The organism is Prevotella illustrans (assembly GCF_017426725.1).
In the GTDB taxonomy this organism is placed as follows: Bacteria; Bacteroidota; Bacteroidia; order Bacteroidales; family Bacteroidaceae; genus Prevotella; species Prevotella illustrans.
In genome coordinates this window covers 1-23,375 of sequence record NZ_JAERMS010000010.1, presented here as the reverse complement: position 1 = coordinate 23,375, position 23,375 = coordinate 1, and the positions used below count along the sequence as shown (strand labels likewise).

Genomic DNA, 23,375 nt, shown 5'->3' with positions numbered 1-23,375 from the left:
ATATTTAGCCCGAAACTATTGAAAACATTTAGGTTGTTCACCAATTCTGGGACAGAGATTATTGCGGGCAAGAAGTTCAAGAGAAAATTCCGAATCCGGAGAAACCTCCTTCTGCGACTATGAAATAACTTTACAACATGCTTAAAATGCAGCGATTATTTTCAAAAAAAAGTTTTTTGCCGACAAATACGCGAGTATTTTGCGTTTTCATTATTTTGCTATTTATCAACCACTTACAAACTTTCAGTCTTTGATTAGCACATGATAAAAATCTAAAAGGGCTGCTATTGATTGCCAAAAGCTATGCTTTTACATCCTAAAAGTGCAGCTTTGAGCTGACAAAAGCTGTGCTATGAGCGGTTAAAAGCGACCTTTCATAGCGCGAATGGTAGCAAAATAAATGATTATATAGCATTTTCGCATCATTCAACAAGCGGCAACTACTCTTTTACAATGGATAAAGGGCCCTAAATCAAGCTAAATTCAATAAGTAAGTGTGATGCTTTTCGGCGAATAAAAGTTTACAAAACCTATCACCATTAGTTCAGAAAAGAAGTCTCACGTTCCGTAAAGGAATGTTCGGCCGGGCGAACATTAAAAGGATGTACCATAAAAATAATGATTTATGATACATCCTCAAAACGAAAGAAAGAGCTTGATGAGCGGTCAGAAAGCGACAAACGTCGTCAGAGACGCCCAATATTCTTGATGCTTGTCCGGTGTTGCACGAATCATCGGAGCCGTAGAAGGAAAACCAATGGTTCCAGTGTAGGAAACATCATTCTTTCGGTTGCCATCGGCCAGGTATAATTTAGCATTCAGACCGACATCTATTTTCTTCATCCGGTGCTGCCACGTGACGCTTGCCACCACTTTATCAAGTTCGGCACAGCGAAAGGCATAGGGAGCAAAGGCTTGTTGAAAGTCAAGGCGGGCAATCTGCCCGTTCTGAAAAGATACATTGTAGTCGTTGTTGACCACACGCTGACGGGCGTATAGTATGCTTAGGCCGATATCATCCCGAGTGCCCTGCCTGTCTATGCCTATCTTGACATGGGGAGTGATGGTGCTAACCCGGATTCTGTGGCCGTCGACCTTGTATTTCTCCTCATAACTTTCTGTTGTTGCACCTCCCTGTAAGCTGAGTTCAAGGCGGGCAATCCGTCTGGAAGCTTTCAGCGCGGCAGAAAACCGACCGGTATTGCGAATGTAGTTCTGACGGGTATCGATGGTGCGGAAGTCATAAATGTTGTTTTCCTTGTCGATAAGGTATTCTTCAATGATGTTCTCATAACCTTTGCGCAAGATGATGGCGCCCATGGCGCCGAGTTCGAATTGCCAGTCGTTCCGAGGATCAAATGTCAGGCGAATAAGTGGCGACAACTGATGACTGCGCGACTCGTAGAGGTTGTAAATGTCGCTCTCTTCTGTCTTCATGTGGTCGAAGGAATAGCCCAGCGAGGCATGTAGACGTAACGATCGGGTCTGTGATGAAAGGTATTGCAAACGGGCATTGAACTCGTCGATATAGTACATGCGGGATTTACCGAAAGATACCGCGCTTTGGCGGGTATCGTAAAGTCCGAAACCATAGCAAACAAAGAAACGGTCCTGTTGTCCCGGGCGCCAGTAGCGCAGTTGTACATGTTGCTTGTTGCGACCATATCCGACATCGAGCAACAGCAGACTGCGCCCGAACCGACGTGCCACACCGGTGTTGAAGCGCAGCCAGGTAGTGTTGTTCAAGGCGCGCGGGTCTGTCAGGCGATAAGCCTGCTCGCCATAAAAGGAGGCCTTGGCGCCCAAAGTCCATTCGTTGAGCGTAAACGCGTAGTTGCCCTCCGCAAAATAAGAATCAAACTTAAAGTCTCCGCCGCAGGAATCGGTAGAGATATAAGGAAAATACAACTCCGGCAGTCGCATGGCGCTCCACCCGATGTTGCGGTGCTTGCCTTGGGCGTATTGGATGCGTCCCGACAGGGTACCGCTACGAGGGGTGGTGTATTCGCCGTAGGCCCCAATACGATAGTCTGTGTAAGCGTTTCCCTCGTAAGGGATGAAGTCGCCCTTGCTGTCTGCACCTGCCAATCCCGCGTAAACGATGGCAGAACGTTTGTACAAGGTAGTGTCGTTCTGTTTGTGCCATTGCGTAAAGGCCGGATTCGCATAGACGGTTTTGGCATCGGTTAGCGTGAAATCGGAAAGAGTGACATGATAACGGTCTTCGGATGGTGACAGACTGTGGTTCACACGGTCGAGCAACCTTTGAGCATAAAGCTGGTTGCAGGCAACCAAGACGAAGGCAGTGAGATATATTCGTATGTTGCGCATCATAAATTCAAATTAAAATACAATTCAAGCCCGAAATAAGGGTCGTGCCACTCGCGCTGGGTAATCTTCTTGCCGGAGAGATACTTGGGGCTGACATCAAGCAGACCATTAACGAAGAACGACAACTTGGTGCCTTTATTGAACTCCTTAGTGGCCTTGATATTCCAGAGAAGGGATATGGGCTTTTCGTTACGGGCGTACTTGACGGGCAGAATCGTGCGTCGGAAGTAGCGGAACGTGCCATCGTCAGCGGCGATGTGGGCACGGACCAACTCATCTACCGGCAGACGGTTTCCTTGCATGTCGATATACGAAGTGGGAATATAGTCGTGGTTATCCTTATACTGTGAGGTGTTGAGCCATACAACCTGGAAGAAATTCGTCAGAAACAACTTGAACTTCGGAATATGCGTGTTGAGCCAGATATTGGAATTCAGACGGCGGTACTGGTTTCTGGCACCGTTGTCGTAGATGCAGACATAAGGATACTCCTTGTTACCAATCTTCACGGCAGGGTAATAGTAAAGCGGCAACGACGAGGCATAGTCAGTCTGATAGTAGGCGCCGTTAATCTCTATAGTCGTGAACAGCGGCTTGATTTTCGGCAGTATCAGGCGATATTCTATCCCTCGTTTGGTAACCTTGCTGGCGTTTCTGACCTGTTGCGACGTAGTGAAAATGCTGTATTGTTCTTGTATATAATCGCTTTTCTGGGGGATGCGTCCCTCGATGCTCACACCGGGCTTCAATTTGGTATAGAGGTCGTAGGTCAGCGGATGGTATTCCGTGAAATACTCAAAACCGGCGTCCGACTTTTCGTAGAAGGCCGTCAGTGAGAGACTGAAGCCACGATAGTCGATATCCCATCCGACCTCCATCTTGCGATTCTTATTAACACGCAGGTCGCGGTTGGCCATGTCGTAGATATTGGTATACGTAATGAGGTGGCGGTAGTTGGGATCGACGGTATAGGCGTTGAGCATGTAAAAGTCCTTGTAGAGTTTCTCGGGATAGAGATAGTCGAGCGTAGGTGTCTTACTCTCCTCACCATAGCCCACGCGAAAGGTATTTTTAAGCGTTTTGCCCATGATGTACGAGAGGTTCAGGCGCGGGTCAGTCAACACATAGCCATGCAGATAATAATCGTGGGGCAGATTCATCAGCATAGAAGCGCGGCCTCCGATAGAGAGTTGCAGGATATTTCTATTATTATCATCGTAAATAAAGTCGGCCTGCGCATAAGCCGCGCCATTTCCCAAGGCAGGGATAGCCCAGTTTGGTCTTGGGCGCATATACGAGTTGTCGTAAGGAAACGGCGGACGTGTCTCGTCCTTGATGACGGCACCAGCCCCGTGGTTCTTCACGTTGGTATACTCGATACCGTATTGGAGGTTGAGCATCGTGTTCTTCACCAACTGAACGCGTGATATGGCATTTAGCTGGGCGTAGATGTTCACAGGCTGGTTGTCAATATAGAAGTCGCTGTAGTATTTGCGGGGCAGGTAAATACCTTCATGCTCGCCCTCTTCGTATGCCAGTGGCATGTTCATCGGACCTGAACCCGATATGACCATGCGATGACGACTTATTTTGTCGTGGGTATAGTCGGCAGACATGACCAGTTCCAGTTGGTTCAGCCATGACTTGCCGAGTGTCAGCGTTCCCTTCATCATCAGGGCCGTACGACTGTAGTCGGCTTTGTAGGTCTCGTCATACTCGTAGGTCAGCTCGTCTTTTTTCATCTTGCTGATAGTGACGGTCTGGCTCAGTCGTCCGTCGAGGTCAAGACTATAGTTGCCGAGCCTTACCTTATTATTATAATAAAGCTGTCCCGTCAGGCGTGAGAACTTATCCATTTCCTCACGGATATCATCAATGGAGCGCAGATAGTCGACGCCTGCGTGGAGCGTACCGGCTTTCTCTCCAAGTCGCCAGCCTTTCCCCGCATACAAGAGCTTATTCTTCAGGTCAGTCTTCAGGCGGACACGCAGTGGAGTTACGCCATGCTTCGACGAAATGCTTATCATACCACTCGAAAGGTTGCCGTAGCGGGAAGACGATATGCCGCGCGTGAACTCCACACTTTGGATATGGTCGGTAGAAATCATTCGCATGTCGGCCCCTTGATTGATACCCGTTCGACTGCGCACTTCACCATCATAGCTGCCACTGCCAGCGGTAATACCCACCAACTGAGAACGGATACCATCATTTGTAACCGGGGCGCCATCAGTGACGATTCCCACTCCCAGCGAGGTGTTGGCATCGGTCCCCACTTGGCGACTGCCGATCTGTGAGAATTGCGTCAGATTGTTTTCTTTATACACACTGCCGGGCAACAGCAACATCACGTCGGCCAGCGAGGTGGGCTGGATGTACTCCAGAGCGGCCTCGTCGACAACAACCTTCCCCTTGCGGCTTTTTCTTGCCATCACTTCAAACTCCGGTAAGATGAAACTGCTGCTCTGCAGCTGAAGCGACAGGCTGACATTCTTCGTTGCTGTAAACTGGTGTTTCAACTTGGCATAGCCCAAGCACTCCACCTCGATGGTATGCTTGCCCACCGGGACGTTACGGAGTTCAAAGTATCCGTTGACATCAGACTGAGTACGAAGCTCCTGATTCCGGATACTGACGATGGCGAAGCTTGCAGCCTCGCCATCGTGATCGGTGATGATCTTTCCCTTTACCGTACAGGTCTGCCCAACGGCAACGGTCACCATACATAGCAGGGAAAGAGTCAAAAAAAGAATTTTCTTTTTCAATGCGTTCATTTATTGTTTCCCGCAGTCGGTTTACTTCTTTCTCCAACCAATGGGGAATGCGTTTTGTACGAGGCCGGCCTTCTTGCGTTCATTCACATCCTGCATGTCCTCACTACTGTTATTGGTGTCCTTATAGAAAATCTTATCGCCTACTTTTATTTCCTTACGGATACAGAGTTCTTGGCGATGGCATCCATTGACGAGGAACTTGCCTCGATCCACAATCTCAGGAACGGCGCGTGTCTTCACATCCTGCGGCACATCGCTGGTCTGAATGCCGTCGAGAATCTTGTCTGTATCAATGGCGAGGATATGAATGTCGATGTCGCCTTCGGGAGTGTCCTTCGTTGCCTTGACATGTGTCTTCGACATTGTGGTGTGAGTCTTGACAAAAGCGTCAACAGTAGACTGCAGACCGTTCTCCAAACGGAACATCACAGGTGATACATAGCCGCGCGGATGGAGGAAGAAGCCGTAAGAATCGCCGTTTTCCGTAAGGAGTACGTTGGGAACTTTGGGGTTATCAACGTCTTTAGAGTCCGGACCTTCGTATAATTCAAAGTCGGCACCGCTCAAATCCACGGCATGGTCGTAGGCAATCTCTCCATTCACCACTTCTGAATGATTAATAGCGGTAAAGGCGATCACCAGTTTCTCGCCCGGCTGCACGGGATGATCCTTGCCACTGCCCGGAATGGTGATGAATCCGCCTATGGGTACCCGATTAGGATAGTAGCTATCGTACCACAACTGCTTGTTTTGGAAAGATATCTGCATCGTAACACCGATACTAACACCGTCAGCATAAAGCACATTCTCCGTCGGGTTAAACAAAACGATATACTGGTCGGGATGCATCATGCGCCCCGAATTAGTCTCACCATTAAAGAACACCTCGCTGAAAATGAAGTCCTTGCCAAGAGCGCTGGCCGGCAACGAGTTCACATGACCATCGATAGACTGTCCGGAAGCGTTGATATTGACATTTTCCATGCGCAAAGAGATAACGACCTTCTCGCCCTCAGCGTTGGTAACGTCCTTGTCTATCGCAATATTATAGACGCCCATTGGCAGAGAAACGAACGCCTTTCCGGCGGCATTCAGCAGGAACTGACTTGTGTTTTGGCTGCGCACCTCGGTGAATTTGACGGGTGTACCTTCCAAAGTAGCCACATCCAATGTCCCTGATACCATGGGAATGGCGTTGAACGTCACATCTATTTTCTTCTCAGCCTCGTCATCAGAGCAAGAGGCGAGTAGCACCGGGCAGATGAGCGCTGCCAATGCGTATTTTAAAAATCGCATCATACTTTTTCAAAATTAAAGGGTTGTTTTACTTAGACTCTTTGTCGTGTCCGCAACCTTCGGCTCCACACTTGTGTTCGCCGGGGTTCTGCTTCTTCTCTTTCTTGCCGCATTTATGCTCACCAGCCTTGCCATCGTGCTTGCAACCTTCTTTCTTGTCACATTCCGTGGCAACTTTGGCGTCAAACTTGACATCGGTCAGTGCTTTTTGCAGTGCCTCTACATTGGTCTTCGTCGCATCGTAGCTTACACTGACGCCCTTGCACTCGAGATTGATCTTCACATCGCTGACAGCCTTATTGGCTTTCAGGGCCTTCTCCACGCGATTTGCACAGTTTTGACAGTGCATGTTGCTTACTTTGAATTTCACGTTTTCTGCCAGTAAGTTCATAGCGAACATGGTGGCAAACATCATCATTGCAATCTTTTTCATATTCTTTATTATTACTACGTTGAGTTATTAAATCGAAAGCAAAGGTAGGGACATCCCTTAGAACATGCAATACCTAAAAATAAGGTTTTTTCTCACCGATAAGTGTTCCAAGGGTTGACAATAGCAACCCTTACTAAAAACATTCCTTTTGCTTTGGTGTTTTCCACGCGCCGGGAAAGGTCGTCGGCATTTGCCGGGACGTTTGCCCAAGTCGGGCATTTAACATCTGTTTTACTTTGACGTTTGCCGAACTCCGGCATTTAACACCTGTTATACCTTGACGTTTGCCGAACTCCGGAATTTAACATCTGTTATGCCTTGGCGTTTGCCGAAGTCCGGCATTTAACATCTGTTTTGCTTTGATGTCTTCCGAAAGCCCGGAAAGTCTGCCGGCATTTGCCGTGGCGTTTGCCCAAGTCGGGCAAGGCTGTCGGCATTTGTCGGGATGTCTTCCGAACCCCATGAAAGCCTATCGGCATTTGTCGGGACGGCGAAAAGGCATGATTTATCGTTATAATTTGTTTATCGGACAGCAATCATTATTTAACAATCCCGAGTACGAATACTTTTGTTTCATGGGGTTGCAGGTTCCCGCTCCACTTCATAGCCTTACGGGCCACGCTCTTGTGTGCCCAAACGTCATGCAAATTATACTTCCCTGTCAGTCCGACGGTGGATAACGGCAGATTGATTTTAGTCCTATTATCGCCTGCATTGAGAACGGCCAGTGCATAGCGGTCGCCACTCAATGGGCGCAGATATACCCTGCAGTCGCCCATCCGCTTCACTTCCCGGGCCGCCTGCCCCAGCGCGTCTTGGTCGATGGCGATGATTTCCTTGTTCAGCAGTATGCGTTTGGCCTCGGCCGGCGTGCGCAGGATGTTGTGACTCATCTGCAAGGGCGAGGCCATCATGGCCCACAGACTCATCTGGCTCTGGTATTCCGTGTAGCTACAGCCCTTTCCGCCCAAGTCGCTCGACGGACCGCCACGGCCTTCCAGACCCACGACGAGCATGTCCATGTCGTTCCAATGGCCCGGTCCGGCATAGGCATGAAGCGGTGCCGTCAGGTCGGCGATATCCAGAATGCCCATGCCGCCCTCGTGCACGATGTCTTTCCACATGTCTCGCACGTCGTAGGTTGTGCGCCATTGCTGGCCGCCCGCGTCGTGGGCCCACAGCTCGGGACGCAGCTGTCCCCACTCGCAGACACCGAAAACGATGTCACGCCCGCTCTCGGTCAGGGCCTTTGCCATTTTCGCGTACCGCTGATGAGCCACCGCGCTGTCAGCGGGCGCGTGGCAATAATCATATTTCAAATAATCGATTCCCCATGCGGCAAAGGTCTTCGCGTCCTGCTCCTCAAAGCCAAGACTACCCGTCACGCCGCCGCAAGTCAACGGCGCCGCGTCCGAATAAATACCCAGCTTCAGGCCTTTGCCATGCACGTAGTCGACCAAAGCCTTCATACCCGACGGAAATTTCTTGGGGTCGGGAATGATGTTGTTGTACTTGTCACGGCCACCCTGCCAAAGGTCGTCGATAAAAATGTAGTTGTAACCGGCTTCCAGAAAGCCATCCTCCACCATTCGGTCGGCCACCCGGCGGATGAGTTCTTCACTGATATTAGCCTGATACATGTTCCAAGTCATCCAGCCCATCGGCGGAGTCGGAGCCAGGTGATCACGGTCGGCGGAATAACCGGCCGTCACCGCCACGAACAATAAAGCGCAAATCGCGCATAATCGTTTCTTCATAGCGTGTAAATATATAAAATAATCAGTCTTTCTCGTAATCTTCGGGCAGGACTTTCATCTCCCGATACGACTGCCGTATGTCGCTTTCGTCAATGGTAAAGCTGCGGTCGGCGTCACGCGGATTGTCTTTCGTGGAATGGCCGACGAGCCAGTCGTAGGTTTTCTGCATATAGAATAGACGGGCCAACGCGCCGTGCGAGGCGCCTTTCACCCAGAAATAGCGTAACAGCCTGTCGTTGCCGGTCTGCTCCAATTGGCTGACCACCCGTTTCGATTGCTGTATCGAGACCGCTCGGTCGGCCGTGCCATGTATGATCCACAGCGGCACCCGCCCCAAGCCGCTCACGTCCTTGAGCGAACAACCGCCGCAGAGGGCCATGGCGGCGGCCACTTTCTCGGGATAGGTGCCCACGAAATCCATCGTGCCATAACCGCCCAGGCTCATGCCGAGCACATAGACGCGCGTCGTGTCGACACGGTAGTTGGCCTTCACCCACTGCAACATGTCATTGAGTTTCTCAGGGTTCCACGCGCCGCCGGGATTCTGCGGTGCCGCCACCAGCATGGGAATGTGCTTGCCCCGCTCGATGGCGTCGAGTACGCCATAGCGCCTCACGCGGTCAAGATTATTGCCGCAGAGGCTGGCTCCATGCAGAAAAATCATCAGGGGCAACGGGTGCATGTCGGTCTCGTAGTCCGCCGGCGTGTACATCCAGAAGTTGTAGCCGCCGTCCGTCACGTTTCGCTTCGCCTCGAAGTTGCCATCGAAGGCCCTTATCGTCAGCGTGACGCAGCACAATACCGGCAGTATCATCAGTTTTTTCATCGTTCAATAGATTTATATATATATTGCAAACTTACGGAAAATAAGCTGAAAAGGTAAGCTCATCGCTCCCCGACTAACATCATTTAAAATAAATTGTAAAAAAACGATTTTGCGATTCGCAGCTTTTAACTTATCTTTGCCCGCATGCAAGAAACCATTCGCCTTGAGCATTTGTCCATCGGCTACAAACAGGGGAAAGCACGCCGTGTCGTAGCCGCCGACCTCAACGCGTCGATAGACAGCGGCCGCCTCACCTGCCTGTTGGGACGCAACGGTGTGGGCAAGTCGACCCTGCTGCGCACGCTGGCCGGATTCCTGCCACCGCTCGACGGGCGGATTCTGCTTCATGGACAGTCCCTCTCTTCGTACTCCAAGGCCGATCTTGCCCGTCTCGTCAGCGTGGTACTTACGGGAAAGCCGCAGGTGCAGAACATGCGGGTGGACGAACTCGTGGCTCTGGGACGCTCACCCTACACCGACTTCTGGGGCCGTCTGCGCACCGCCGACCGTCGGGCCGTCGGCGAAGCGATGCGCTTAGTGGGCATGGAAAGCCTTGCCCACCGCATGGTGAGCGACCTCAGCGATGGCGAACGCCAAAAGACGATGATTGCCAAGGCCCTGGCCCAGCAGACGCCCGTCATCATCTTGGATGAGCCTACGGCTTTTCTCGACTTTCCAAGCAAGGTAGAGACGATGAAATTGCTTCGCCATCTGGTCCGCGAAACCGATAAGACGATCTTTCTTTCTTCCCACGATCTGGAGCTTTCCATGCAGTTGGCCGACCGGCTATGGCTGATGTCCGGCCGCCAACTCGTCATAGGCACACCCCGACAGTTGACCGCCGACGGCACCCTCGCCCGCTACGTAGCCCATCCTGACGTAAGATTCAACGCCGAAGAAATGACGCTGGCAATAGAAGTTTGAAAGCCCTTTTCCACAAAAGTATTACCTTTTTTCAATTTCTTTGTAATACTTTTGTCGGCCTTATTACTATATATCAATAGCTAACCAGCATCTAAATGATTGACAAACATGTGATATGCGGATTGAAAAATGGCAACAAAAACCATTTTGAAACCATTTACCACCTTTACAACGGGTGGATATACAACTTTGTCTACGCGCTTGTGAAAGACGCGGCCGTCAGCCAGGATGTCACCCAGGACGTATTTCTTCAGCTGTGGAACTACCGTGGCAACATAGATGATGACAACAACTTCGAAGGCTATCTTTTCAGAATAACCCGCAACACGGTATACCAATACATCAGAAGAGAACTGCTGAAGAAACATTATCTGAAAGAGGTAGCCATGGAAAACGTACATGAAAGCGTAAACGCGGAGAAAGACATTGACAAGGCGCTGATGGAAGATTACCTGCTGAACCTGACCCGCCATCTTCCCGAAAGCAGAAGAAGAATTCTCTTGCTCTACTGGAAATCGGGACTGACCTATAAAGAGATAGCGACAATGCTGTCCATCTCCGAGAAAACCGTAGCCACGCAAGTACAACGCTCCTTAAAGTTCTTGAAGTCAAAGCTGGACTGACCGTAGTTGCGAAGCGTATATCTCACATTATATTATATATACACTATAAACACTATAAAAAGCCTCAACATGAAATATCAGAAATATAGGTTATTGATCGAGAAACTATTCAAGCGGCAACTGACGGAAAAGCAGGCCGCCGACTTGAGCAAATGGCTCCGGAGTCCCGAAGACAAGGAGGGCTTCGACGATATGTGTCACGAGCTTTGGGTGAACACCCCTACGGCCGCGAACGATTCGGTAGAAGCCGCCATGTTCGCCAACATCCAATCACGAATGGACGAAACGGAGACCGAAAAGTTCTCCAAACGGTTATCGTTCTATAAGATAGCGGCCGCCGCCCTGCTCGTTTTCTGTATAGGATTGGGCGCTTATACTTATTTTATACGGAAGAATATGACCGATCGGCTTGCCGAAGTCGTAGAGACCAAGGTCGAAAAGGGACAGAAAGCCCAAGTAATCTTGCCCGACGGAACGAAAGTATGGCTCAACTCTTTCAGCCAATTAACCTACGACGGCGCGTTCAACCAACGGGAACGAAGAGTGAAACTGAGCGGCGAAGCCTATTTCGAAGTGACCAAAAACCGAGATAAACACTTTGTCGTAGAATGTGAGGGAGTAGAGATCGAAGCCTTGGGGACGGCATTCGACGTCAAGGCATACCCGTTGGATTCCACCATAACGACATCGTTGACGGAAGGACGCGTGAGGGTGTCGGACAAGAAATCGGGTATAACGCTCGAACCCAATCAACAGCTCATTTACAACAAGAAAGGCAACTCCTTTGCCGTTGCCGAAATGGATAATATCAACGAGGCGGATTTCTGGCGAAAGAATATCCTCTATTTCCATTCAACCCCATTGGGAGATATCGCGAAAACCATAGAACGCATGTATGACGTGAAAGTTGTTTTCGCCTCCACCGATCTGGCCCGGGCAACCTTTTCCGGTACCATCAGAAACAACAGTCTGGAAAACATATTCCATATCATCAGCCTGACCTATCCGATGACCTGTCGGTTCCATGAAGATACCATCTATATAAAACACCGATAACGGCCATTCACCGGAAAATCGATTACACAACCATTTAATAACCAACCTTTTTAGTTTATGAAGAAGCATTATTCCCATTGGATGAAAAAAGGTATAGTCGCCGCTTTCGTGCTACTCGCACAGATTCCGGTATGCGCTCAAATCACGTTCAAGGCGCAAAACAAGACTATACAACAGGTGCTGAAGCAGCTTGAACGAGCAACAGGCTACAGTATCTTTTACAACGACGGACTGGAAGGACTCGGCCAAAAGGTCAGTCTGACGGCAAATGATGAAACGATAGATAAAGTTTTAAGTCGCTTGCTGAAGGATACCGACATTACCTACCGCATAGAAAACGGTAAGCAAATCATCCTGACACGGCGCGTCAGAAGAGATAGTCCCGTGACGCAGAAGAAGCGGGTGAAAGGCGTCGTAAGAGATTCCAAGGGCGAACCCCTCGTAGGCGTGAGCGTCAGTGTCGAAGGTACCCCCAATGGTACCGTAACCGATATCGATGGCAGATATCAGCTGGAAGCGGCCCCCGGTACGCGTCTGCGCTATTCGTATGTGGGATTCCAGAACAAAAGCGTTCGTATAGGCAATGCCGAAAACTACAATATAACGTTGACGGAAGACAACACGCTGCTCGATGAAGTGGTGGTAGTGGGATATGGCACGATGAAAAAACGCGACCTTACCGGTGCCGTGTCGAGCGTAAAGGGTGAAGACCTCGCCGTGGCAGGCGTGGCCTCGGCTGCCCACATGCTCGCGGGCAAGGCTGCAGGTCTCTATGTTCGCCAGAACTCAGCACAACCGGGCGGCGGACTTGATATCCTTATCCGTGGTGCGGGTTCCGTGAACGCAAGCAACGATCCGCTCTATATCGTGGATGGGTTTCCCATAGCCAAACTCGATCAGCAAAAAGGCGAGAACGCCCGCATGGACCCCGGTACGCAGGGAGTGCTCAACTTTTTGAACCCGAACGACGTAGAGAGCATAGAGGTGCTGAAAGACGCTTCGGCCACGGCCATTTATGGCGCACGTGCGGCCAACGGCGTGGTCATCGTGACGACCAAGCGAGGGCGCAAAGGCAAGGCCGTGGTAAACTATTCCTATAACTACAGCTATCAGCACTACAGCGACGAATACGACGTTCTGTCGCTGCGCGACTGGATGATAGAGAAGAACAAGTCGACTTGGGAGTACTGGATATGGGAGAACGGCGTAGCCCCGTGGGGTACGAGAACACTCGAAGAAGCTCTGGCCGCTCCGAAGAGCGGTCAAGCCTATACCCGTCCGTATACCGATGAGCAAATAGCCGCCGCCGGAAAAGGTACCGACTGGGTGGGACTCATCACTCGCAACGGTCACGTGCATGAGCACAACCTAAGCATACAAGGCGGTTCGAAAGACACGCAGTATATGATCTCGATGAACTACTATGACAACCAGGGTATCATACGCAACTCGGGCATGAGCCGATACACCATCAAGAGCAACATTGACCAGCGCTTCCTTGACATCTTTAAAGCTGGCGTGAACATGACACTGACGCGTATCAATAACAACAATACGCAGTTGGGATCGGCCCAATACGAGAAATCGGGTATCATACGTTCAGCTGTGCAGATGGGACCGAACATCCTGGCCTACGATCCCGCCACCGACTCTTATCCCGTAAATCCTCTGTTAGGCACGCAACCCAACCCTTACTCGCTGCTCAACAACATCGATCGAGGCCGTACCGACCGTTTCCTGGGCAACATCTACGTGGAGGCCAATCCGCTGGACGGACTCTCCTTGCGCGTGAACGCGGGCATCGACCGGGCTAACATCAGCCGCAAGACCTATGAGCCGAAGACCACACTCTACGGTAAAAACCTACAGGGAAACGCCGATATCTACACGACAGATAACAACCAATATCTGTTGGAGGCGACAGCTACCTATGCCAAGACGCTCAACGACATCCACAAGGTAAACCTACTTGCCGGAACGTCTTACGAACAGTTCAATGTGGAGGTCGCGAATCTTGGCAACAACAATTTCCTGACTGACGGATTCACCTATAACAATATGAACGCGGGCGCCGGAACGAAGATTGTGGGATCTGGATTCTCGAAGAACAAGATGGAGTCTTACTTCTTCCGTGCCAACTATATCCTTCAAGACCGCTACTACCTGACGGCAACCTTGCGTGCCGACGGAGCCTCGGTGTTTGCCAAGAATCATAAATGGGGTTACTTTCCGTCGGCGGCTCTGGGCTGGACATTCTCAGAAGAGAGCTTCATGAAGCCGCTCTCATGGCTAACTATGGGCAAAGTGCGTCTCAGCTGGGGACAGACGGGAAACTCTGACATCGGCTCCAACGCCTTCGCCAGTTACTATGCCCAACCGGCCTACAACAAAGAGGACGGAACACAACTCATCGGCGTGTTCCAAGGAAAGCTGGAAAATCCCGACCTGAAATGGGAGACTACCACGGAATGGAATCTCGGTTTCGACTTCGGGTTCCTCAACAACCGTATTCTCGCGAGCTTCGAGTTCTACCACCGTGTGATTTCAGACTTGCTCAACTATAAGCCGCTCAACTATTACCACGACGTTTCACGCGTCATGGCCAACGTGGGCAAGACCCAAAGCACCGGCTTTGAGTTTACGCTCAATACCACTAACATCAACACCCGTGATTTCAAATGGACAACAAGTCTCACTTTCACGAAGTACAAAGACCGCTGGAAAGAGCGTACGCCAGACTGGAAACCTGCCGTGTATGAGAAAACGGACGATCCCATACGTCCCATCTACTCACGCATTGCCGACCATATTCTGCAGATTGGCGAAGCCGTTCCCGCGGCGCAACCTGAACTCAGGCCCGGTGAAATCGTCATTAAAGACCTCAACGGTTATAAGCGCGATAGCAACGGACAGCCTATGGTGGACGAAAATGGCCGTTTTTTGCTCACGGGAGCCCCTGACGGTATCATCGATGATGCCGACGTAGTACTGATCGGCTCACAAGATCCCGGATGGATGGCCGGTATGGTCAACACAATCAACTACAAGGACTTCGACCTTAGCTTCCAGTTCAGCGGAATGTTTGACCGCATAATGCAAGATCCTACGGAGATGACATACGGACTTGGGGGTGGAGACGTAGCTCGCTATGGCTACAACGCGCTTAGTATCATCAAGAAACGCTGGACGTGGGACAACCCTTCCACCAAGTATCCTTGTTCCTTTAACGGATGGAACACCACCTACACTTATGGTGACTGGTACTATCAGAAAGCATGGTTCGTGCGTCTTTCCAACGTAACACTGGGATGGTCTATGCCCAAGGCATGGCTCAGCAAGGTAAACTTCATTTCGCGTGTACATCTCTCTTTGAGCGCTAATAACCTCTTCTGCATCACTCCGTATAAGGGTCTTGACCCGGAAACAGACTATTACACGGCTGCATACCCCAACGCCCGCACTTATAGTCTTGGCGTGAACATCACATTTTAGAACCTTTTAAGAATCTCAAATATGAAAAATATTAAGTTTATATATGCACTGATGCTGACAGTTGCCAGCCTGAGTCTGAACAGTTGCTCAGACTTGGAGCCCGTGGACTTCTCGGAAATCAACCCTTCCAACTTCCCGAAGACCGAGGCCGACATCCAGTCACTGGTGCTCTCGTGTTACTATCCGCTACGAGGCAGTTGGTGGGATGGCATGTTCTCCACCTCCGAACGCGGCATCATGTTCCTCAACGACGCAACGACAGGCATTCTCACAGGAACCTTCGGCGAACAGAAGATGTGTTCCGAGATGAACTATTTCCCCGAAAGCAAGGGTATTACCTGGTTTTATTACACGCGTGACACCGAGGGATATTCGGGCGGCTACTCACAGAAGATCAGTCGCTGCACACTGGTACTGGACGGCATCGCCAACAGTGCGCTTGACGAAAAGACCAAGGAGAAGTATGAAGCCGAGGTGCGCTGCGCCCGCGCCTTCCTCTCCTATATGCTCTATGATATGTACGGTCCGTTAGTGGTAGCTCCCCTCGAGACGCTGAAGAACCCTCTTGCCGAGAAAGCACTGCCCCGTCTGTCGCGCGCCGAGATGGTGAAGTTCATTGAAGACGACCTTCTCTTTGCAGGCGAACATCTACCCCTACCCGCATCGACAGAATACGGACGGTTCAGTCGTGGACTTGCCAAAATGTTGCTCATACGCTTGTATCTCCACGAGACAGGCGACTACAACTATCCGGAAGGATTAACCCATGGCGACAAGGAATATTATAATAAGGTGGTGACATTGGCCCGGGAACTCAAAGGGGCACAATATGGCTACTCCTTACAAAGCGACTACAACGCCATGTTTGCGCTTGGCGGCCAAGGGAAGGCCAACAGGGAAATCATCTTCGCCCTCCCCTGTTCTTATGAAGGGCCGTCACTCAACCAATGGCACATGATGGTTTTCCCCACCAACTATGCCGACCACGGCATGGGATCGGGCTGGGGAACAGTGACAAGCACGTGGTATTTCTACGATTCTTTCGAACCGGGTGACAGCCGTCGCAACGGTTTGATCACTTCATATGTTGCTTCAGACGGCAGCACCATAGACCGTAACACCTCCCAGTCGCCGATAGCCGCCGGCCCGATACCGCTCAAAATCGGCTACGACACAGGCGTGAAAGGTTCCGGAGGCTACACAGACATAGATATCGTGCTGTTCCGTTACGCCGATGTCTACCTCTCTTTGGCCGAAGGCCTGTGCCAACGTCCGGGAGCTTCCGCCGCTGATTTGCAAGAGGCCGTAGATAATGTAAATGTCGTGCGTAGCCGTGCGGGGCTGCCCAACCTCAATTATGCCGACTACACCGACTCCGGTAAACTACTCGATGCCATCTTAACGGAACGTTGGCACGAGTTCTGGTGCGAGAACGGACAATACCGCTCTGACATGATTCGCTATCATCGGCTCGTGCAATTAATCAAAGCCATCAACCAGTCGCCGTATGCCGAGGAGTACAAGGAATTATATCCACTACCGCTCGAGGTCATCACCGACGGCAAAGGGCAGGTGAAGCAAAATCCCGGTTATAAATAAAACATCATCTTCAAACGTCATTTTCATGAATAAGTTTTTGACCATATCCTTCTTGTCACTATCCCTTTCGCTATCTTCCTGTAGTGGCGGGGGAAGCGACAATCCCGCTCCCGGACCTGAAGGGCCCGACTCCGGAGGTACGACTCAGAAGACACAGACCGTGAGATATACTTCCACGGACGAGAACTTCTTCAATCCCGAACGCGGTTTCTATACGGAGGTAGAGTCTAATATGACCGTTCCCATGTCAGAGGCACGGCTCGTCGAGCTGAAACGCGATAAGAAATCGCTTGTGCAGATACTCTATTATCTGAAAGATCGACGCGACCGCGCTTTCTCTGAAGCCGATATCAGAAAAATAAAAGATGACATGGCAACAGTCCGCAAAGTAGGTCTGAAGATTATCCTACGCTTTGCCTATACCTCATCGGCCACCGAACCCGACGCGCCGATGCGTGTCATCAAGCAACATCTCGACCAACTGAAGCCCCTGCTGACAGACAATAAAGACGTAATAGCCTGCGTTCAGGCCGGTTTTATCGGTGCCTGGGGCGAATGGTATTATTCCAGCAACGACCTCAACAACACGGCTTCGCGCAACGAGGTGCTGACCAAGTGGCTTGAGGTTTTGCCATCCGACCGCTGTATACAGGTGCGCACTCCGGCCTACAAGAAGAATTTTACAGGCTCACAGACGCCTCTCGACGACGCCACGGCCTACAACGGCACCCCAATGGCCCGCATCGCCCACCACAACGACGCCTTTATGGCCGACGCGACTAACATGGGCACCTATGAAGATGTCACTAAAGACAAAGACTATCTGGCCAAGGACGGACTCTATGTCCCCGTGGGCGGAGAGACTTGCCGCACTTCTTCCACCGCAACCCCCAGTCACGGAGCCGAGGCCTTACAGGATTTAAAGTATCTGCACTGGTCATTCCTCAATGACGCCTACGACAAGGTGGTACTCCAGCAATGGGAGAAAGACGGACAGATGGCCGAAATTCGCCTGAAGCTGGGCTACCGCATCGTTCTCACCCGCGGCGAGTATTCCACCAAACATATACCGGGAAGTACGCTCAACGTGAAACTCTCGCTCCAAAATATAGGCTTTGCGGCTATGTACAACCCGCGTAAGGTACAACTGATACTACGTTCCACCGACGGGACGACAGAGTATGTAGCCGCCCTCGGTGACGACCCACGGGCCTGGAAACCGCTTCGTGCAACCACGCTGACCGCTGACGTCGCCCTTCCCGCCGATCTTCCGGCAGGCGACTACAAGCTCTTCCTCTTCCTGCCCGACGCCGAATCCTCTATCAGCGCACGTGCCGACTATGCCGTGAGACTGGCCAACAAGGACATGTGGGAGGCAGCCACAGGTTACAACAACCTCGGCGTGACTATCAAGGTAGACAAGACTGGCTCTTTACCCAAGAGCACTTCGAGTATCAGGTTTATCAAGAAGTAAATCATGGAGACAGCACACAACCAACAGAAACCACAGCGGTTGCTTTCGCTCGACATCCTGCGTGGAGCCGATCTGGCCTTTCTGGTTCTTATCCAGCCTATCCTGCTCAAGACACTCGAAGTGTCGCAGCCTGCCGAAGGTACCGTGGGACATTTCATCATGGGGCAGTTGCTCCATCTGCCGTGGCAAGGCTTCTGCTTCTGGGATATCATCATGCCCCTGTTCATGTTCATGTCAGGAATTACGATACCCTTCGCCATGTCGCGCTACAAACGTGGCGAGCGAGTAGACGGCCGTTTCTTCCGACGTATTCTGAAGCGCTTCATCATACTCTGGTTACTGGGTATGGTGGTACAAGGAAATCTCTTGGCATTCGACCTAAGACAACTGCATCTCTTTTCCAACACCTTGCAGAGCATTGCCATAGGCTATGTGGTCGTCGCTTTTCTATTTGTCTTTTGCCGTCTGCGTACCCAAATACTGGCTGTGAGCCTTTTGTTCGCGGCCTACATTGCCATCTTTGCTATATGGGGGCAATTCGACTTCACGATAGATAGCAACATTTGCGAAGAGATTGACCGACAGGTTTTAGGACGTTTCCGCGATGGTGTGATATGGCAAGACGACCGGTGGACTTGGGATCCTACGTATCATTATACCTGGATCATGAGCTCGCTCAATTTCGTCGTGACCGTCTATCTTGGCACACTGGCCGGTTATATCCTGAAAAGCACGCGGCCGGCGATGACAAAGTTCGGCTGGCTCATGGGCGGCGGCATACTGATGATAGCGATTGCGCTAATGATGCACCCGTGGATTCCGATCATCAAGCATATCTGGTCGAGTTCGATGACCCTTTTTGCGGGGGGCATTTGCTTTCTACTCATGGGACTCTTCTACTACGCAATAGATGTAAGGGGCTGGCGCCGGGGGCTGATGTGGCTACGGTTTTACGGTATGAACTCCCTCGCCGCCTATATCCTTGGCGAATACATAAACTTCGAATCCCTCACCGACTCTCTCTTCTTCGGTCTCAGGCAGTGGACGGGCGACTATTACTCTGTGGTCAATGCGACCATGCAAGGAGTCTGGGTGCTCCTTATCCTGAGATTGATGTACAAATTGAACATATATATCAAAGCCTAAAACAAAACTATTATGTTAAAGAAATTATACTGTCTTGCCTTGTCGGTTGCCATGTGCGGCTTTGCCGGTTGCAGCGACAACAATGAAGAAAACATATCCAATGACAAAACGGGACCCAAGCCGGGAATAGACCTCGTGATGACTCCGGCCGACTATAAATACGGCGATAAAGTGAGCGTCACAGGACTGCTCACCGACGACCGCAACCTTGAACACTATGAGATGCTGCTGCTCAACAGCCGGGGCGATACACTTGCTACGAAGTACCAGATGTTGCTCGGACAGCAATTCAATATGGACGACTTCATCCAAATTCCCTTACCCAAGAACGCTTCGGCAGACGATTTGCGATTAGTGGTAAAGCTCGACAACACACGCAATGGCGAAGCTGTGCAGACGTTTGACCTGCCGGCCGTATCGGTTCCAACTTTCGAGTTGCTCAACCTGGTGCTCGGCAACGGCAACATCATCGAACTCATGAAGTCGGGGGATGTCTTCACCACCCCCACCGAACAGGTTTTTCCTGCCGGGGTGAAAGGACTTATCTCCACGACGACCGGAAAGAATGGCATATATTGGGGCACCCGGAATAGCGAGATAGCCACGATGGCACGCGACTCTATCACGATTGGCGGCGATGTGGAGTCGTCTTTCACGGTCAGCTTCAACCCACGTACTTTTGAACTTACCTTTGGCGAGCGCCATGTCTGGTCGCCACTGCCCAATACCGACTGCTATTACATTCTCGGCACCATCTCCGGACACTGGCAGGACGGCGAAATCACCACGGAACGCACGAAGATGCGCATGGCCGGATTCCAAAGTAAGAGCGACACTTACTACACATGGACGGCCCCCGAAGGTGATGACCCCGAGGTAGGAATGTGGGGAAGCACGGCCGCAGGCACTTTCCGTATGAAGCAAGGAGGGCAACAGGGCTATATCCTTTGGGACGGACAGAAGATCGTGCAATCGGCCACGGACGACGCATCGAAGAGTTTTCCGCTCACGGCAGCCGGCGCGTTCACCATCAAGGCCAATCTCACGGCCGGAGTATGCACCGGTGTAGAGATCAGCGGGAGCGGTAAATCGCTTATCTTTACCAACGGCAAAGTGACCGTCAACGGCACCGTGGCCGCGCCTTCCATCAACTTCTGCGGCAATAAGCTGAACCTGAAGGCCGGCGCGTCGTACATCTACGAAGGCACCATCACGCTCAAGAAGGGACAGAAAATCTATTCGGACTTCGACCTGTCGGGCTTCACTTGCAATCTCGATTTATTCAATGGTGGCGGTAACTCGACCTGGACACTGAAAGGGAACGGTGGTACCTACTACGTACGCATGGATGTTTTCAGCGGTGCTTTCTATGCCTGTCCCTTAAACGGATATCCCGACGTACTTTATATGGACGGTTGGAGCTGGGCTCCCACAGCGACCTCTACGGCAGTAGTGTGGTCGGCCGAGAATGTGCTCCCCATCGTTCGAACCAATGGCAACCGCTATGAAGGAACCTTCTATAATTTCGGCTGGGGAGGCGACGTCGCCTTCTACGTAGTTCATCCGTCCACGGGTGCGAGCCATCGTCTACCCAACACGTTCTTCACAAAGTATGTGGGTGGCAACGCCGGCGGCTTCCTCATCCCTTCAAGCGCGGGCTACTATAAGGTGGTCATCGACCTGAAAGACGGTATCAACGTTGCCGCTGACGGTACGGTGACGGCCAAGGGCAACGATAAGTTCACCATCGACTATATTGCCCAATAACGGATTATGACATAAATATTATAGGCAGTTGGCCTGAATCGACGGCCAATTGCCTATTTCTCATCCATAAGTACTTCTTATATGCGTTTAAAACCTTACTTTCTTCTGCTTGTCTGGCTTCTCAACCTGCCTGTGAACGCCCAACATCGTACAGACATACCGATGTCTGACGACGAAGCATGGTGGGGCGGCGCCACCGCATTGGGCTCAGTCATGCCCTTCACGTCGCTCAAGCCCTTTGACCTTTCATGTGAGAACGCTAACAACCAGGTGTCGTCACTGCTCGTATCCAGCCATGGGCGCTGCCTCTGGAGCGACCGCCCTTTCAAGTTCTCCGTCAGCAATGATACCATCCACATCGACTCACGCTATGAAACAGTCAAGGTAGAGAAGCCCGGTACCACGCTTCGCGAAGCCTATCTCGCCATGGCACGACGCCACTTCGCGCCCGACGGTCTGCTGCCCGACACGCTGTTTTTCTCACGCCCGCAGTATAATACTTGGATAGAGCTGATGTATAACCAGAACCAGCACGACATTTTGGCTTACGCACGGCAGATACGCGACAACGGACTGCCGCCCGGCATTCTCATGATCGACGACAACTGGCAACGCTACTACGGGAACTTCGATTTCAAACGGGAACGTTTTCCCGACCCACGGGCAATGGTAGACAGCCTCCATCGCCAAGGATTTAAGGTCATGCTCTGGATAAGTCCCTTTGTAACAGCCGACAGTCCGGAGTATCGTGCGCTGGCCAAAGAGGGGCTGCTTCTGCGCGACACCTCGGGACAGCCGACCATCATACGCTGGTGGAACGGCCAGAGCGCTTGTTTCGACCTGACCAATCCGGCATCCCTCGACTATCTGGAACGCACGCTGCGCGACATGATGGCGCAGTATGGCATTGATGGATTCAAGTTCGACGGTGGCGACAACACTTTCTATGACCGGCCCGACCTCCGCCCTCACCGTGCCGAAGCGCTTTCCGTCGACCAGACACGGGGCTGGGCCGAACTGGGATGTCGCTTCCGTTTCAACGAATATCGTGCCTGCTGGCAGAAGGGCGGTCGCCCGCTCGTGCAGCGGTTGGGCGACAAGGAATACTCTTGGGATGCCGTGCGACGACTCATTCCCGACATGATGGCCGCCGGCCTGCTGGGCTATGCCTACGCCTGCCCCGATATGATAGGCGGCGGTTCGTTTGAATCGTTTCTCCAGATAGAGACTGACAAGTTCGACCAAGAACTCATCGTGCGCTCCGCGCAGGTGCACGCGCTCATGCCGATGATGCAGTTCTCCGTGGCGCCATGGCGCATCCTAAGCGCACGGAACATGGATATCATCCGCTCTGCGGCCCACCTGCACATGCTGAAAGCCCCCTACATCCTTGAATGCGCACGCCGGTCTGCATCTACGGGCGAACCCATCGTACGCAGTCTTGAGTACGAATTTCCGCACCGGGGCTATACCGATGTAAAGGATGAATTCATGATAGGCAGCCGACTGCTCGTGGCACCGATGACCACACGTGGCACCTCACGCACCATCATCCTGCCTCCCGGACGATGGAAAGACGACCAAGGTCGCATTCTGCGTGGCGGACGTACCGTCACACAGGCTGTCCCACTCGACCGTCTCCCCTATTTTGAGCGGCTGAAATAGGTAGCTAAACCCAATAGTGTCCTAAATAATTTTTGTGAAAACGCATACAAAGTTGCATCAAATCATTTGATTTGATGCAACTTTGTTCCAACGGTAAAGAGCACATACCCCCTCTCCGGCTTCATCATTTGTAACCCCGTCCTCATTGATTCAGCGCTTCCGTGATTTTGTCAGAAAAAACTACCTGATTTTAACACTTCCGCAACATGTCA

General features: G+C 51.4%; 15 protein-coding genes. 9 read left to right on the top strand and 6 right to left on the bottom strand.

Features of this window, described 5'->3' with window-relative positions:
* Window positions 1-666: 666 nt before the first annotated feature.
* The 6 genes from JHU38_RS04950 to JHU38_RS04925 form a co-directional block, all read right to left on the bottom strand.
* Window positions 667-2,334: a DUF6850 family outer membrane beta-barrel protein gene (locus tag JHU38_RS04950; protein WP_107581237.1), complete on the bottom strand. Its 1,668-nt coding sequence runs from the start codon at window positions 2,332-2,334 to the stop codon at window positions 667-669.
* A complete protein-coding gene (locus tag JHU38_RS04945) occupies window positions 2,331-5,105 on the bottom strand; it encodes a carboxypeptidase-like regulatory domain-containing protein (RefSeq protein WP_107581238.1) in 2,775 nt (924 codons plus the stop codon). The genes JHU38_RS04950 and JHU38_RS04945 overlap by 4 nt, the downstream gene beginning before the upstream one ends.
* Window positions 5,106-5,126: 21 nt before the next feature.
* A complete protein-coding gene (locus JHU38_RS04940; RefSeq protein ID WP_107581239.1) occupies window positions 5,127-6,404 on the bottom strand; it encodes a DUF4876 domain-containing protein in 1,278 nt (425 codons plus the stop codon).
* A gap of 25 nt (window positions 6,405-6,429) precedes the next feature.
* Window positions 6,430-6,834 carry a heavy-metal-associated domain-containing protein gene (locus JHU38_RS04935; protein WP_107581240.1) on the bottom strand — a complete coding sequence of 135 codons (405 nt, stop codon included), beginning with the start codon at window positions 6,832-6,834 and terminating at the stop codon, window positions 6,430-6,432.
* A 539-nt stretch (window positions 6,835-7,373) separates the two neighbouring features.
* Window positions 7,374-8,591: a glycoside hydrolase family 27 protein gene (locus JHU38_RS04930; protein WP_232369844.1), complete on the bottom strand. Its 1,218-nt coding sequence runs from the start codon at window positions 8,589-8,591 to the stop codon at window positions 7,374-7,376.
* 22 nt (window positions 8,592-8,613) lie between these two features.
* A complete protein-coding gene (locus JHU38_RS04925) occupies window positions 8,614-9,417 on the bottom strand; it encodes a carboxylesterase family protein (protein WP_107581241.1) in 804 nt (267 codons plus the stop codon).
* Window positions 9,418-9,561: 144 nt separating this feature from the next.
* Here JHU38_RS04925 and JHU38_RS04920 point away from each other — a divergent pair, with 144 nt between their 5' ends.
* From JHU38_RS04920 to JHU38_RS04880, 9 genes are all read left to right on the top strand, one after another.
* On the top strand, window positions 9,562-10,341 hold the full coding sequence (locus JHU38_RS04920; protein WP_107581242.1) for an ABC transporter ATP-binding protein: 780 nt from the start codon (window positions 9,562-9,564) through the stop codon (window positions 10,339-10,341).
* A gap of 95 nt (window positions 10,342-10,436) precedes the next feature.
* Entirely contained in the window at window positions 10,437-10,964 is a 528-nt protein-coding gene (locus tag JHU38_RS04915) for an RNA polymerase sigma factor (protein ID WP_107581243.1), read from the top strand.
* A gap of 69 nt (window positions 10,965-11,033) precedes the next feature.
* Window positions 11,034-12,020 (top strand): FecR family protein, encoded by a 987-nt coding sequence (locus JHU38_RS04910; protein WP_107581244.1) that lies wholly within the window; start codon window positions 11,034-11,036, stop codon window positions 12,018-12,020.
* A gap of 81 nt (window positions 12,021-12,101) precedes the next feature.
* Window positions 12,102-15,512, top strand: a complete 3,411-nt coding sequence (locus tag JHU38_RS04905) for a SusC/RagA family TonB-linked outer membrane protein (RefSeq protein ID WP_232369843.1) — start codon at window positions 12,102-12,104, stop codon at window positions 15,510-15,512.
* Between the two features lie 21 nt (window positions 15,513-15,533).
* Entirely contained in the window at window positions 15,534-17,111 is a 1,578-nt protein-coding gene (locus JHU38_RS04900; RefSeq protein ID WP_107581246.1) for a RagB/SusD family nutrient uptake outer membrane protein, read from the top strand.
* A 25-nt stretch (window positions 17,112-17,136) separates the two neighbouring features.
* The gene (locus tag JHU38_RS04895; RefSeq protein WP_107581247.1) at window positions 17,137-18,585 is read left to right on the top strand and encodes a DUF4832 domain-containing protein; all 1,449 of its coding nucleotides are present in this window, start codon (window positions 17,137-17,139) and stop codon (window positions 18,583-18,585) included.
* A gap of 3 nt (window positions 18,586-18,588) precedes the next feature.
* The gene (locus JHU38_RS04890; RefSeq protein ID WP_107581248.1) at window positions 18,589-19,731 is read left to right on the top strand and encodes an acyltransferase family protein; all 1,143 of its coding nucleotides are present in this window, start codon (window positions 18,589-18,591) and stop codon (window positions 19,729-19,731) included.
* Between the two features lie 12 nt (window positions 19,732-19,743).
* Window positions 19,744-21,498, top strand: coding sequence for a hypothetical protein (locus JHU38_RS04885; RefSeq protein WP_107581249.1), 1,755 nt, complete (start codon window positions 19,744-19,746; stop codon window positions 21,496-21,498).
* Between the two features lie 81 nt (window positions 21,499-21,579).
* The gene (locus JHU38_RS04880) at window positions 21,580-23,163 is read left to right on the top strand and encodes a glycoside hydrolase family 31 protein (RefSeq protein ID WP_107581250.1); all 1,584 of its coding nucleotides are present in this window, start codon (window positions 21,580-21,582) and stop codon (window positions 23,161-23,163) included.
* Window positions 23,164-23,375: the final 212 nt, after the last annotated feature.